The organism is Roseateles asaccharophilus (assembly GCF_004362405.1).
GTDB classification, from domain to species: Bacteria; Pseudomonadota; Gammaproteobacteria; order Burkholderiales; family Burkholderiaceae_C; genus Kinneretia; species Kinneretia asaccharophila.
This window is the reverse complement of the sequence record NZ_SNXE01000004.1, coordinates 1-13,200: the sequence shown is the minus strand read 5'-3', so window position 1 is coordinate 13,200 and position 13,200 is coordinate 1. Positions and strand designations below refer to the sequence as shown.

The 13,200-nt window shown below is 65.7% G+C and carries 11 protein-coding genes and 1 pseudogene; 2 read left to right on the top strand and 10 right to left on the bottom strand.

Annotated features, from left to right (window positions below; genetic code table 11):
* Positions 1-70: 70 nt before the first annotated feature.
* From DFR39_RS10115 to scpA, 4 genes are read right to left on the bottom strand one after another with little or no spacing between them, the layout of a single operon-like run.
* Positions 71-1,603 carry an acyl-CoA carboxylase subunit beta gene (locus DFR39_RS10115; RefSeq protein ID WP_133603457.1) on the bottom strand — a complete coding sequence of 511 codons (1,533 nt, stop codon included), beginning with the start codon at positions 1,601-1,603 and terminating at the stop codon, positions 71-73.
* Positions 1,596-2,609, bottom strand: coding sequence for a methylmalonyl Co-A mutase-associated GTPase MeaB (meaB, locus tag DFR39_RS10110; RefSeq protein WP_281277238.1), 1,014 nt, complete (start codon positions 2,607-2,609; stop codon positions 1,596-1,598). Before meaB ends, DFR39_RS10115 begins: the two co-directional genes overlap by 8 nt.
* Positions 2,606-3,037, bottom strand: a complete 432-nt coding sequence (locus DFR39_RS10105; protein ID WP_246030780.1) for a GNAT family N-acetyltransferase — start codon at positions 3,035-3,037, stop codon at positions 2,606-2,608. The genes meaB and DFR39_RS10105 overlap by 4 nt, the downstream gene beginning before the upstream one ends.
* Complete coding sequence (scpA, locus tag DFR39_RS10100) at positions 3,037-5,214, bottom strand: methylmalonyl-CoA mutase (RefSeq protein WP_133603456.1); 2,178 nt, start codon at positions 5,212-5,214, stop codon at positions 3,037-3,039. The genes DFR39_RS10105 and scpA overlap by 1 nt, the downstream gene beginning before the upstream one ends.
* A gap of 87 nt (positions 5,215-5,301) precedes the next feature.
* Here scpA and DFR39_RS10095 point away from each other — a divergent pair, with 87 nt between their 5' ends.
* Positions 5,302-5,952 (top strand): GntR family transcriptional regulator, encoded by a 651-nt coding sequence (locus DFR39_RS10095; RefSeq protein ID WP_133603455.1) that lies wholly within the window; start codon positions 5,302-5,304, stop codon positions 5,950-5,952.
* A 49-nt stretch (positions 5,953-6,001) separates the two neighbouring features.
* Here the strand turns inward: DFR39_RS10095 and DFR39_RS10090 are convergent, their stop codons facing one another.
* From DFR39_RS10090 to DFR39_RS10065, 6 genes are read right to left on the bottom strand one after another with little or no spacing between them, the layout of a single operon-like run.
* Entirely contained in the window at positions 6,002-7,171 is a 1,170-nt protein-coding gene (locus DFR39_RS10090; protein ID WP_133603454.1) for a DegT/DnrJ/EryC1/StrS family aminotransferase, read from the bottom strand.
* 3 nt (positions 7,172-7,174) lie between these two features.
* On the bottom strand, positions 7,175-8,125 hold the full coding sequence (locus DFR39_RS10085) for a GDP-L-fucose synthase family protein (RefSeq protein ID WP_133603453.1): 951 nt from the start codon (positions 8,123-8,125) through the stop codon (positions 7,175-7,177).
* Positions 8,122-9,255, bottom strand: a complete 1,134-nt coding sequence (gene gmd, locus DFR39_RS10080) for a GDP-mannose 4,6-dehydratase (RefSeq protein WP_133603452.1) — start codon at positions 9,253-9,255, stop codon at positions 8,122-8,124. The genes DFR39_RS10085 and gmd overlap by 4 nt, the downstream gene beginning before the upstream one ends.
* A gap of 16 nt (positions 9,256-9,271) precedes the next feature.
* Positions 9,272-10,120 (bottom strand): alpha-1,2-fucosyltransferase, encoded by an 849-nt coding sequence (locus DFR39_RS10075; protein WP_133603451.1) that lies wholly within the window; start codon positions 10,118-10,120, stop codon positions 9,272-9,274.
* A 19-nt stretch (positions 10,121-10,139) separates the two neighbouring features.
* Positions 10,140-10,811 (bottom strand): acyltransferase, encoded by a 672-nt coding sequence (locus DFR39_RS10070; RefSeq protein WP_133603450.1) that lies wholly within the window; start codon positions 10,809-10,811, stop codon positions 10,140-10,142.
* Positions 10,812-10,817: 6 nt separating this feature from the next.
* Positions 10,818-11,789 (bottom strand): hypothetical protein, encoded by a 972-nt coding sequence (locus DFR39_RS10065; RefSeq protein ID WP_133603449.1) that lies wholly within the window; start codon positions 11,787-11,789, stop codon positions 10,818-10,820.
* A 383-nt stretch (positions 11,790-12,172) separates the two neighbouring features.
* Here DFR39_RS10065 and DFR39_RS10060 point away from each other — a divergent pair.
* Positions 12,173-13,200, top strand: a pseudogene (locus DFR39_RS10060) (hypothetical protein); the annotation flags it as partial.

Here is a 13,200-nt window from a genome sequence, read left to right as displayed (position 1 = left end):
GCACGCGGCGTTGCCCCGGCCATAGCGCTTGCCAGTGTCAGCATCAGCATTAGCAGCACATGGCCTCGGCTCAGAGGGGAATATTGCCGTGCTTGCGCCACGGGTTCTCCAGCTTCTTGTCCTTGAGCATCACGAGCGAACGGCAGATGCGCTTGCGGGTCTCGTGGGGCTGGATCACATCGTCGATGAAGCCACGGGCGCCGGCCACAAAGGGATTGGCGAAGCGGGCCTTGTACTCGGCCTCGCGGGCGGCCAGCTTCTCGGGATGGCCCTTGTCCTCGCGGAAGATGATCTCCACCGCGCCCTTGGCGCCCATCACCGCGATCTCGGCATTGGGCCAGGCGAAGTTCACATCGCCCCGCAGATGCTTGGAACTCATCACGTCATAGGCGCCGCCATAGGCCTTGCGGGTGATGACGGTCACCTTGGGCACCGTGCATTCGGCATAGGCGTACAGCAGCTTGGCGCCGTGCTTGATGATGCCGCCGTACTCCTGCGAGGTGCCGGGCATGAAGCCGGGCACGTCCACGAAGGTGATCACCGGGATGCTGAAGGCGTCGCAAAAGCGCACGAAGCGCGCGGCCTTGATGCTGCTCTTGATGTCCAGGCAGCCGGCCAGCACCAGGGGCTGGTTGGCCACGATGCCCACGGTCTGGCCCTCCATGCGGGCGAAGCCGGTGAGAATGTTCTTGGCGTAGTCGGGCTGCAGCTCGAAGAAGTCGCCATCGTCCACGACCTTGAGGATCAGCTCCTTCATGTCGTAGGGCTTGTTGGGGTTCTCGGGCACCAGGGTGTCCAGCGAGAAGTCCAGGCGCGCGCCGGGGTCGCCGCTGGGGCGCACCGGGGCCTTCTCCTTGTTGTTGAGCGGCAGGTAATTGAAGAAGCGCCGCAGCATCAGGATGGCTTCGACATCGTTCTCGAAGGCCAGATCCGCCACGCCGCTTTTTCCCGTGTGGGTGGAGGCGCCGCCCAGCTCCTCGGCCGTAACCTCCTCATGCGTCACGGTCTTCACCACCTCGGGGCCGGTGACGAACATATAGGAGGAGTCCTTCACCATGAAGATGAAGTCCGTCATGGCCGGCGAGTAGACCGCGCCGCCGGCGCAGGGGCCCATGATCATGCTGATCTGCGGGATCACGCCCGAGGCCATCACATTGCGCTGGAAGACCTCGGCATAGCCGCCCAGGGAGGCCACGCCCTCCTGGATGCGTGCGCCGCCCGAGTCGTTCAGGCCGATCACCGGGGCGCCCACCTTCATGGCCTGGTCCATGACCTTGCAGATCTTCTCGGCATGGGCCTCGGAGAGCGCGCCGCCGAAGACGGTGAAGTCCTGGCTGAAGGCAAAGGCCAGGCGACCGTTGATCATGCCGTAGCCGGTCACCACGCCGTCGCCGGGGATCTTGTTCTCGGCCATGCCGAAGTCCACGCAGCGGTGCTCGACGAACATGTCCCACTCTTCGAAGGACCCCTCGTCGAACAGCAGCTCCAGGCGCTCGCGTGCGCTCAGCTTGCCCTTGGCATGCTGGGCCGCGATGCGCTTCTCGCCACCGCCCAGACGCGCCTTGGCGCGCTTGTCTTCCAGCATCTGTTGAATGTCATGCATGGTGCTCGTCTCCGGAAAACTTGTGCAAAAGCAGGCGCGCCGCGGTGGACGCCGCCAGCGTGCCCCTCAGGACCTGGGCCGTGGTCTCGGCCAGGATGGCGCGCACGGCGGGCGCCTGTGAAAACTGTTCGCGCAGGCCGGCATGGATGCGCTCCCACATCCAGGCCTGGGCCTGCTGCTGACGCTTGGCGGCAAAGCGGCCATTGGCCTGCTGGATCTCGCGAAAGCGCTCGACCTGGCCCCAGAAAGCCTCAATGCCATCGGCCTTCAGCGCCGAGAGCGGCATCACCTGCGGATGCCAGATGCTCTTGTCGTGGTGGGCATGCTCGGGGTGGCCATGCAGGCCGTAGAGCCGCAGCGAGGAGGCGATCTGGGCCTGGGCCCGGGTGGCGGCTGCGCGGTCCAGATCGGCCTTGTTGATCAGCACCAGATCGGCCAGCTCCATCACGCCCTTCTTGATGGCCTGCAGATCGTCGCCGGCATTGGGCAGCTGCAGCAGGCAGTACATATCCGTCATGCCGGCCACGGCGATCTCGCTCTGGCCCACGCCCACGGTCTCGATGATCACGATGTCATAGCCCGCCGCCTCGCAGACCAGCAGGGCCTCGCGGGTCTTCTCGGCCACGCCGCCCAGGGTGCCGCTGCTGGGGCTGGGGCGGATGTAGGCGCGCTCGTCCATGGACAGGCGCTCCATGCGGGTCTTGTCGCCCAGGATGGAGCCGCCCGAGACGCTGCTGCTGGGGTCCACCGCCAGCACCGCCACGCGGTGACCGCGGGCAATCAGGAACAGGCCCAGGGCTTCGATGAAAGTGCTCTTGCCCACGCCGGGCACGCCCGAGATGCCCAGGCGCAGCGACCGGCCGGCGTGCGGCAGCAGCTCGGTGAGCAGGGCATCGGCCTGCTCCCGGTGGTCAAGCCGAGTGGATTCCAGCAGGGTGATGGCCTTGGCCATGGCGCGGCGCTGGGCGGGGCCGGGCTGGCCGGTGATCAGGGCGGCCGCACTCACACCGGGGCCTTCCAGCGGTAGTCGATATCGAACTCGCTCTCGCCCACCACCTCAAAACCGTGGCGCAGATAGAAGCGGTTGGCATCGCTCAGCTTGAGCGCCGACAGGCTCACATCCTGGCCATGACGCTTGACCCAGTCCAGGGCCCAGGCGCCGGCGCCCTGCCCCTGGGCGCCGGGCCGCAGATAGAGATGTTCCAGCCTCAGCCCGGCCCCATCGGCCAGGGGCTTGAGCGTCAGGAAGCCAATGCGCTCACCGTCCCGCTCGATATGCCGCATCGCGGCCGGCTCGAACTGGGCGGCCAGGCGCTCGCGCCCGCGCTGCAGATCGAAGCGCCCCAGGCGCTCCAGGCTCTCGCGCAGGGCCGCCATGCGCAGCTCCAGCATGGGCTCGAAATCCTCGGCCATCACCGGCGCCAGGCTCAGCATCAGGCCGCCACCGCCGCCTTGCGGATCTGCTCCAGCACATCCTTGGCGCTGGCCGGGATGGGAGTGCCGGGGCCGTAAATGCCCTTGACGCCCGCCTCATAGAGGAAGTCGTAGTCCTGCTGCGGGATCACGCCGCCCACGAAGACGATGATGTCGTCCGCCCCCTGCTTGCGGAGCTCGGCAATGATGGCCGGCACCAGGGTCTTGTGGCCGGCGGCCAGCGTCGAGACGCCGACTGCGTGCACATCGTTCTCGATGGCCTGGCGGGCGCATTCCTCGGGCGTCTGGAACAGCGGGCCCATGTCCACATCGAAACCCAGATCGGCATAGGCGGTGGCCACCACCTTGGCGCCACGGTCGTGGCCGTCCTGACCCAGCTTGGCGATCATCACGCGCGGGCGGCGGCCCTGTTCCTCGGCAAATGTCTTGATCTCATCCTGCAGCTTGGCCCAGCCCTCGGCCGAGTCATAGGCCGCGGCATAAACGCCGGTGACCTTTTGCGTGTCGGCACGGTGGCGGCCATAGACCTGCTCCAGCGCGTCGGACACTTCGCCCACCGTGGCGCGCAGGCGGATGGCCTGGATGCTCAGGTCAAGCAGATTGCCCTGGCCGCTCTGGGCAGCCTGCGTCAGCGCTTGCAGCGCGGCCTGCACCGCAGCGTTGTCACGCTTGGCCTTGATGCTCTTGAGCCGTTCGATCTGGCTCTCGCGCACCTTGACGTTGTCCACGTCCAGGATGTCGATCGGGTCTTCCTTGGCGAGCTTGTACTTGTTGACGCCCACGATCACGTCCTTGCCCGAGTCGATGCGCGCCTGTTTCTCGGCCGCGCTGGCCTCGATCTTGAGCTTGGCCCAGCCGCTGTCCACGGCCTGGGTCATGCCGCCCATGGCATCGACCTCCTCGATGATGGACCAGGCCTTGTCCGCCATGTCCTGGGTCAGCTTCTCCATCATGTAGCTGCCGGCCCAGGGGTCCACCACATTGGTGATGTGGGTCTCTTCCTGGATGATGAGCTGGGTGTTGCGCGCGATGCGGGCGCTGAACTCCGTGGGCAGGGCGATGGCCTCGTCCAGCGAGTTGGTGTGCAGGCTCTGGGTGCCGCCAAAGACCGCGGCCATGGCTTCGATGGTGGTGCGCACCACATTGTTGTAGGGGTCCTGCTCGGTGAGCGACCAGCCCGAGGTCTGGCTGTGGGTGCGCAGCATCAGGCTCTTGGGGTTCTTGGCGCCAAAGCCCTTCATGATCCGGCACCAGAGCAGGCGCGCAGCCCGCATCTTGGCGATCTCCAGATAGAAGTTCATGCCCACGGCCCAGAAGAAGGATAGCCGGCCGGCGAAGTCGTCCACGTCCATGCCCTTGGCGATGGCCGTCTTCACATACTCCTTGCCGTCAGCCAGGGTGAAGGCCAGCTCCAGCGCCTGGTTGGCGCCCGCCTCCTGCATGTGATAGCCGGAGATCGAGATCGAGTTGAACTTCGGCATGTTCTTCGCCGTGTACTCGATGATGTCCCCGATGATCTTCATCGAAGGCTCGGGCGGGTAGATATAAGTGTTGCGGACCATGAACTCCTTGAGGATGTCGTTCTGGATGGTCCCGCTCAACTTGTCCTGCGACACGCCCTGCTCTTCCGCCGCCACCACATAGCCGGCCAGCACCGGCAGCACGGCGCCGTTCATGGTCATGGAGACCGAGACCTTGTCCAGCGGAATGCCGTCGAACAGGATCTTCATGTCCTCCACCGAGTCGATGGCCACACCGGCCTTGCCCACATCGCCGGTCACGCGCGGGTGATCGCTGTCATAGCCGCGATGGGTGGCCAAGTCAAAAGCCACCGACACGCCCTGCCCGCCCGCGGCCAGGGCCTTGCGGTAGAAGGCATTGCTTTCCTCGGCGGTGGAAAAGCCCGCGTACTGGCGGATGGTCCAGGGCCGCACCGCGTACATGGTGGCCTGGGGGCCGCGCAGAAATGGCTCGAAGCCCGGCAGGGTGTTGGTGTAGGGCAGGCCTTGCAGGTCCTCGGCCGTGTAGAGCGGCTTCACGGTGAGCCCTTCCGGCGTCGTCCAGTTCAGGGCCGCCACATCACCACCCGGCGCCGACTTGGCGGCAGCCTTGTGCCATTGCTCCAGGCTGGCGGGTGCGAATTCGGAGGACGGACTGGGCTTTTGCGACTCGGACATGGTTGACGGCTCCTGCGATCCGGGCATCATACCCGCATCAGTTATTCATAATTATGAATTCAAAGCTGACTAGAATCTGATGCCACGATGACCGCAGCCGCCACCCAGCTCGCCCCCCGCGCCCTCTATCAGGAGGTGGCGGAGCGCCTGCGCCAGCAGATCTTCGGCCGCGAGCTGGAGCCCGGCAGCTGGATCGACGAGCTGAAACTATGTCAGGAAATGGGCATCAGCCGCACCCCGCTGCGCGAGGCGCTCAAGGTGCTGGCGGTGGAAGGCCTGGTGACCATGAAGGTGCGCCGCGGCGCCTATGTCACCGAGATGAGCGAGCGCGATGTGCGCGAGGCCTACCAACTGCTGGCCCTGCTGGAGAGCGATGCCGCCGCCCGCGTGGCCCAGAGCGCCAGCGAGGCCGAGCTGGCCGAGCTGCAGGCCCTGCACGAGCAGCTGGAGCGCGAGGTGGGGCAGCGCGATGCCTTCTTTGCCAGCAACGAACGCTTTCATCTGCGCCTGCTGGAGATCGAGGCCAACCGCTGGCGCCAGCAAATCGTCACCGACCTGCGCCGGGTGATGAAGCTCAACCGCCATCATTCCCTGTTCAAGCAGGGGCGCCTGGCAGAGTCTCTGGCCGAGCACCGCGCCCTGATGCAGGCCCTGGGCCAGCGTGACGGCGCCACGGCCGCGCGCCTGATGCGCGCGCATTTCGAGAACGGGCTGAACGCGGCGGCCGCCCAGGCCTGAGGAAGGCTCAGGGCGGGACGCCTCCCGGCGCCCTGCCCGCTTCAGCCGCTCAGCGCCAGATCCGGCTCAGGGCCTCCACGGCCTCGGGGATGGGGTAGTGGTGATTGCCCACGAAAAGGCTGTGCTGGTCCAGGTACTCGGCGTGGCGCAGCGTGCCATGAACCTCGTGGTCGAAGTACTGCACCACCGTGTTCTTGGCGAAATTGCCCGCCACCACCGGGCGGCACTCGAAGCCAGCCTCCTGCAGCGCCGTCACCAGCTCGCGGCGGCTGCCGGCGCCGGGGCGTATGGTCAGGGCAAAGCCGAACCAGCTGCTCTCGCCCAGCTCGCGCTGGATCATCAGGCGCGGATGGTCGGCGAACGCGGCCTGCAGGGCCCGGCCATTGGCCCGGCGCGCGGCGATCAGGCCCGGCAGGCGCTTGACCTGTTCGATGCCCAGGGCGCCCGAGAGTTCCAGCGGACGCAGGTTGTAGCCCGGCAGCACGAAGCGGAAGCTCTCCTCGAAGGGATCGTCGCTCTTGGTACCGCAGACATGGTTGTGCTTGGGCAGATTGCGCGTCCAGCCATGGGCGCGCAGCGAGAGCATCACGTGGTAGAGCTCCTCGTCATCGGTGACGACCAGGCCGCCCTCCATGGTGGAGATATGGTGCGAGAAGAAGGCGCTGAAGCTGCCCACCACACCGAAGGTGCCGGTCTGCCGGCCCTGGTAGGTGGCGCCCATGGACTCGCAGTTGTCCTCCATCAGCACGATGTCGCGCCCGGCGATCAGGCCGCGGATGGCCTCGAAGTCATTCGGGTTGCCCAGCAGGTTCACGATCATGATGGCCCGGGTGCGCGGGCCTATGGCCGTGGCCAGGGCCTCCAGATCGTAGTTCAGGGTCTCGGGATCGATGTCCACGAACTTGAGCTTCAGGCCGTACTGGTGCAGCGGGTAGTAGGTCGTGGGCCAGGAGACGGCCGGCACGATCACCTCGTCGCCGCGCTGCAGCTTCAGGCGCTCGTTCCGGGTGTAGCACAGGGCCGCGGTCATCAAGAGATTGGCCGAGGAGCCCGAGTTCACCATCACGCAGTACTTGGAGCCGGTGTAGCGCGCGAAGTCGCGCTCGAAGGTGGCCACCTTCTCGCCCATGGTGAAGTGGCCGCTGGCGATGACGCCGGCCATGGCCGCGTACTCCTCGGCACCCCAGGACGATGTTGCGAGCGGAAAGCGGTAAGTCATGTCTCAAGCCACCTTGTCGAGAAAATAGTCGTAGCAGCGGGCAATACCCTGCTCCAGGCTGATCTTTGGCGCCCAGCCCCAGGCCGTCTGACGGCTCACATCCACCAGTTTCTGGCGCATGCCCACGGGCTTGCTCAGGTCGTGCACGAACTCGCCCTGCCAGCCCACCACGCGCGCCACGGCGGCGTAGTACTCATTGATCGTGTAGTCAAAGCCCAGGCCGATATTCATCAGCTCCGGGGCGCTCTCGCCCTGGGCCACATGGCGCAGCACGGCATCAGCCAGGTCGGCCGCGTCCATGAACTCGCGCCGCGCCAAGCCGTCGCCCCAGATTTCCACCGTGGCCGCCCCGGCCTGCTTGGCCTCGTGGATCTTGCGGATCACGGCCGGAATCAGGTGCGAATGCGCGGGGTCGAACTTGTCGAAGCGGCCATAGAGATTGCAGGGGATCAGGGTCTTGTACTGCAGGGCCGGCTCCTGGCGGCGCAGGTACTGGCACAGCCGGGTGGCGTAGATCTTGGCAATCGCATAGCCCTCGTTGGTGGGCTCCAGCTCGCCGGCCAGCACCAACTCCTCGCGCAGCGGGTTCTGCCCCTGGCGCGGGTACATGCAGGAACTGGCCAGATTGATCAGGCGCGGCACGCCGGCCGTATGGGCGGCCATGATGACGTTGCGGCCGATGTCCACATTGCGCACAAGAAAGTCCACCGGATGGGCGATATTGGCCTGGATGCCGCCCACCCGCCCGGCGGCGTGGATCACCACATCGGGCCGGGTTTCCCGGACAAAGGCCTGCACGGCCTCGGCGCGCTCCAGGTCCAGCTCGGCGCGGGAAGGCGCCATCAACTCCCAGCCCGCGGCGGCGGCATGCTCGGCGATATTGCGCGCCACCATGCCCTGGCCGCCAGTAAGCCAGACGCGGGGACGCGGCGGCAAGGCGCTGGTGGCACTCATTCGTGGCTCACCGTGGGCTGGTAGCCATGGCGCTTGAGCAGGGCGTGCTGGCGGGCCTGGTCCAGATCGGCGGCCACCATCTCGGCCGTCATCTGCGCCAGGCTGATCTCGGGCACCCAGCCCAGCTTCTGCTTGGCCTTGCTGGGGTCGCCCAGCAGGGTTTCCACCTCGGTGGGGCGGAAGTAGCGCGGGTCCACGCGCAGGATCACATCGCCCACGTGGAGGGCGGGCGCCTTCTCCGCGTCGGCAATGGTCTCGACCACGGCGATCTCGTTCACCCCCTGGCCCTCGAAGCGCAGGCCCAGACCCAGCTCGGCCGCGCTCATGCGCACGAATTCGCGCACGCTGTGCTGCACGCCGGTGGCGATCACGAAGTCCTCGGGATGATCCTGCTGCAGCATCATCCACTGCATGCGCACATAGTCGCGGGCATGGCCCCAGTCGCGCAGCGCGTCCATATTGCCCACATAGAGGCAGTCCTCCAGGCCCTGGGCGATATTGCACAGGCCCCGGGTGATCTTGCGGGTCACGAAGGTCTCGCCGCGGCGCGGGCTCTCATGGTTGAAGAGAATGCCGTTGCAGGCGTAGATGCCATAGGCCTCGCGGTAGTTCACCGTGATCCAGTAGGCGTACATCTTGGCCACGGCATAGGGGCTGCGCGGGTAGAAGGGCGTGGTCTCGCGCTGCGGCACCTCCTGCACCAGGCCGTAAAGCTCGCTGGTGCTGGCCTGGTAGAAGCGGGTTTTCTTCTCCAGCCCCAGGATGCGTATGGCCTCCAGCAGGCGCAGGGTGCCGATGCCGTCCACATCGGCCGTGTACTCGGGCGACTCGAAGCTCACGGCCACATGGCTTTGCGCGCCCAGGTTGTAGATCTCGTCCGGCCGCACCTCCTGCACGATGCGGATCAGATTGCTGGTGTCACTGAGATCGCCGTAGTGCAGATGAAAGCGCGGCGACTCCACATGCGGGTCCTGGAAGATGTGGTCGATGCGGTCGGTGTTGAAGGAGGAGGCGCGGCGCTTGATGCCGTGCACCACATAGCCCTTCTCCAGCAGGAACTCGGCCAGATAGGAACCGTCCTGGCCGGTCACGCCGGTGATCAGGGCCACCTTGGGATTGCTTTGGCTCATCGTGCGTCCCGTCGTCTCAGACATTGCCCGCGTCCACCAGGATGAAATCATCCGGCAGCCAGCAGTAGTTCAGGTGAGGAATCATCAGATCGGACTTCAGGGTGCGGGCCGGCGCCACCATGCGCTTGCCCGGGTTGGCGTTCAGGAAGGCGCCCCAGAAGCTGAAGGAGGAATTGGCCGTGATGTTGTGGTCGCACAGGGACATGGCGCACATATCGACGATGGCCTCATTGCCCTCGGCAAACTCCACATGGGGCAAATCGGCAAAGGCCTCCTTGCACCAGGGCAGATCGTCCGAGAACACCAGATAGCTCACCGCCTGCCCCTCAAACTGCGCGAAGGCGGCCTTGAAATAGTCCATGTTCACGTTCACGAAGAAGCCGTTGAGGTAGTCCGTGCGCCGCACATGCAGGGACACCAGGGCCCGGCCCGGCTTGCGCGCCCGCTCCACCACGGCCCGGGCCTGCTCCAGCACCGGCGCACGGAACTGGTACATGGCGCGCACCTGCTCGCGCCAGGGCCACCAGTACTTGTAGCTGGAGAACAGGCCCTGGAAGTCGTAGTTCAGCCCGGGGTTGAGCTGGTAGACGGCGGACTCGACGGCGACCTGCTTGTTCAGCGGGAAGATGCTGTAGACCTGTTCGCCCTCGCCCAGATCGGCGATGGAGATCAGCTCGAAGGGCAGGTTGTCGAAGTTCTGGTGCAGGCGCAGGCCGCGGCCGGTCTGGGCATGCTCCTGGAAGAAGACCACGCGGTGATCGGTGCGGTGGGCGATATAGCTCAGCGCGGCAAAGTGCCACATCTGGGAGCCCAGCTGCTCGGTGACCGGCATGCCCATCATGCTGATGAATTTCTTCTTGCTCACGGTGGTCCTTGTTCTTGATTCAGGATAAGGCGGCCGGCGGCGTCTCGTCTTGGGGCACGCTGCCAATCACCCGTGCCGGATTGCCCGCCACGATGCTCAGCGGCGGCGCCTTGAAGCCTGGCGTGACCACGGCGCCTGCGGAGACGATGCAACCATCGCCAATCTCCACACCCTTGAGCAGCGTGACCCGGGCGCCGATGAACACGTTATTGCCCACCCGCACCTCCCGAGGCTGACGGTCAGGCTCGCGCCGGCGCGCGGGCGCCAACTCATGGGAATTGCTGTCCAGCACCAGCAGCTCGGGCCCGATCAGGCAGTCCTGACCGAAGCGTATGGCCGCCCCCTCCGAGATCAGGGTGGTGCGGTTGTTGAACACCGTGCCGCGGCCGATCTCGATCAGGGACTCGGGCGTGCGCGACTCGATATAGCTGCAGGCATAGGCCCCAGGCGAGCGCGGCACGCCAAACACGGTCTGGCTGCTGAAGCGAAAGCGCCCTGCCCCCTTGAAGACCGTGGGGCTCAGCAGATTGAGCACCCGCGGCCCCTCGTCGCTGAGCTCGATGCGCCCCCGGTCCGAGACATGGAAGAAATAGTGCACCAGCACAGAGCGCACCCAGGCCTCCAGATCCAGCGGCGCCTGGGCCGAGATCAGGGACTTGAGGCGCTCGACGCGCTGCAGGGTCTTGCTCATGGGGCTTCAGAGCTGGTGCGAGGCCAGGAAGCGGTTCCACTGCTCAAGGAACTCCGCCTCGGCCGCGTCCTCGCCGGCCGCCATGCGGAAGAGCAGCTGGGCGAAAACCTGCATATCCTCCTGGCCGCCATAGCGCTGCACCAGGGCCGGGGCAATGCCGGCATAGCAACGGCGCGCCTGCTCCGCGCTGAGCTGGCCCAGGCGTTTTCCGCCCAGGGCCAGGGCCGAATAGCCCAGATGCGCCGCTTTCATGTGCTTGCCCATCAGCTGGGCCGAGTGGCCCTCGCCGCCGGTGCGGAAGGCGCCCAGGCGCTCTTGTATATAAAGCACCGGCGCCACCAGGCTGGCCGCCAGAAAGGCGCCCAGATCCCAGAGCCCGGCATAGGACACGCCCTCGAACTCGGGCTTGAGCAGCAAGGGCGCGGTTTCCCGGGTCAGGATGCAGTTGGAGAACTCGCCGAACCAGTTCTTGCACTCTGGCACGGTGGTGGTGAACATCACGCCCGCATCCAGGGCCAGCAGGCGCGCCGGATCGGCCTTGACGGCCGGCGGCACCGGCATGCCGCGAATGGGCATGCCGTTCTCGGCCGCCGTCCAGCGCGCGCTGATGCTGCAGGAAAACCGGCCACGCCCATGCCCGGCCAGATGCTGTTCGTAGAACTCGGGGTAAAGCAGGTCGTCATCCAGCAGCAAATGAACAAACTCGGACCGCTCCGCCCACAGAGCAATCAGCGCCTTGAAATTTTCATAAGCACCGTTGCGCGGCCCCTGATGCACCTCGATGGGCAAAGCGGCCCGCAAACCCGCATAAGCGGGTGACTCCAGCGCGCGCGCGAACTCGCCACCCGGGCTGTCATCTGAAATCAGGATCAGATCAGCGGGGCGCGTTTGGACGGCCAGGGCCATCAGCAACTCGCCGATGTACTTGGTCTTGTAGGCGGGAATCAGCGTGACAAGCTGGTACTGGGCAGGGGGCATGCGTTGGCGCTCGTCGGGTAGGTGAGCGCATTTAACCCGTGGAATAGCGCACACCAAATCGAGAACAGCGCGGAAAAGCTCAGGTTTTTGCAGCAAGTGCCGATACTGCCGCGCCCCAAGAATCGCGCTACGGGCTCAGGGTCCGAGGGCGAGCTCAGTCTTGCCTCGGGACCGGGCCGCTCAAGTTCCCTCTCCAGACTCCGAAATAGCGAAGGAGTCGGGAAGTCGGCATTTCCATGCTGTGGAAGTGGCGGCTCCATGAACCGAAACCGCCGGGCGCCAGCATGGAACCGGCGGTTTAGCAACATTGCGATACGGCCCCTCTGAAGGAAACAGCGGGAGCCTGATCAGCCGAGCGCAAGCTCTTGAAAAGTGAGTACACCATGGCCTCTCTGATTACCGGTTTCAACACTACCCAGATTGCTGGCCTGACCACCACTACGCTGAGCAAGCTGACCACGGAGGACTGGGCCGCCTTCAATTCGGACCAGATTGCCGCCTTGACGACCTTGCAGGTCGCATCGCTGGGCACAAAGGCCATCGCCGCACTCAATACCAACCAGATCGGCTGGTTCCAGACCGAGGACGTGGCTGCGTTCAACACCACGGCCATCCGCGCCCTCAACACGGCGCAAATCGCCGCCCTGAACTCCGATCAGGTCGGGGCCTTGACCACGAACCAGGTCAGGTCCTTCACGACCACCCAGATCGCCGGCATGAACAGCGACGATCTGAACGCCCTGACCACGGATCAGCTGCCGGCACTGAGCTCGACGCAAATCGGCGCCATCGGCACCACGCAGCTCACCAAGATCAGCACCGAGGACTTTGCCGCGCTGTCCACCTCTGGCGTGCGGGGCCTCACCAGCGACCAAGTCAAAGCCCTGACCACCGACCAGGCGATCGCGCTCACCACCGATCAGGCCAAGGCCCTGACCACCACCCAGGTGGCCGGCCTGACCACCACCCAGGTCGCCGCCCTGCAGAGCGATGATCTCAATGCCCTCAGCACCACGGCCCTGCGCGGCCTGACGAGCACTCAGCTGGCCGGCCTCAACTCGGACCAGATCGCCGCCCTGAGCACCCGCCAGGTGGCCGCCCTCACGACCACCCAGATCAACGGTCTCAACAGTGATGACCTGAACGCCCTGACCACCGACCAGGTCAAGGCCCTGACCACCGCTCAAGTGGCCGCCATCGGCACCACCCAGCTGTCCAAGATGACCACGGACGATGTGGAGGCCCTGTCCACCAATGCCATCCGCGCGCTCAACTCCGACCAGGTCAAGGCCCTCACCACCGACCAGGTCGTGGCGCTGAGCACCGACCAGGCCAAGGCCCTGACCACCACCCAGGTCGCCGGTCTGACCACCACCCAGGTCGCCGCCATGCAGAGCGATGACCTGAACGC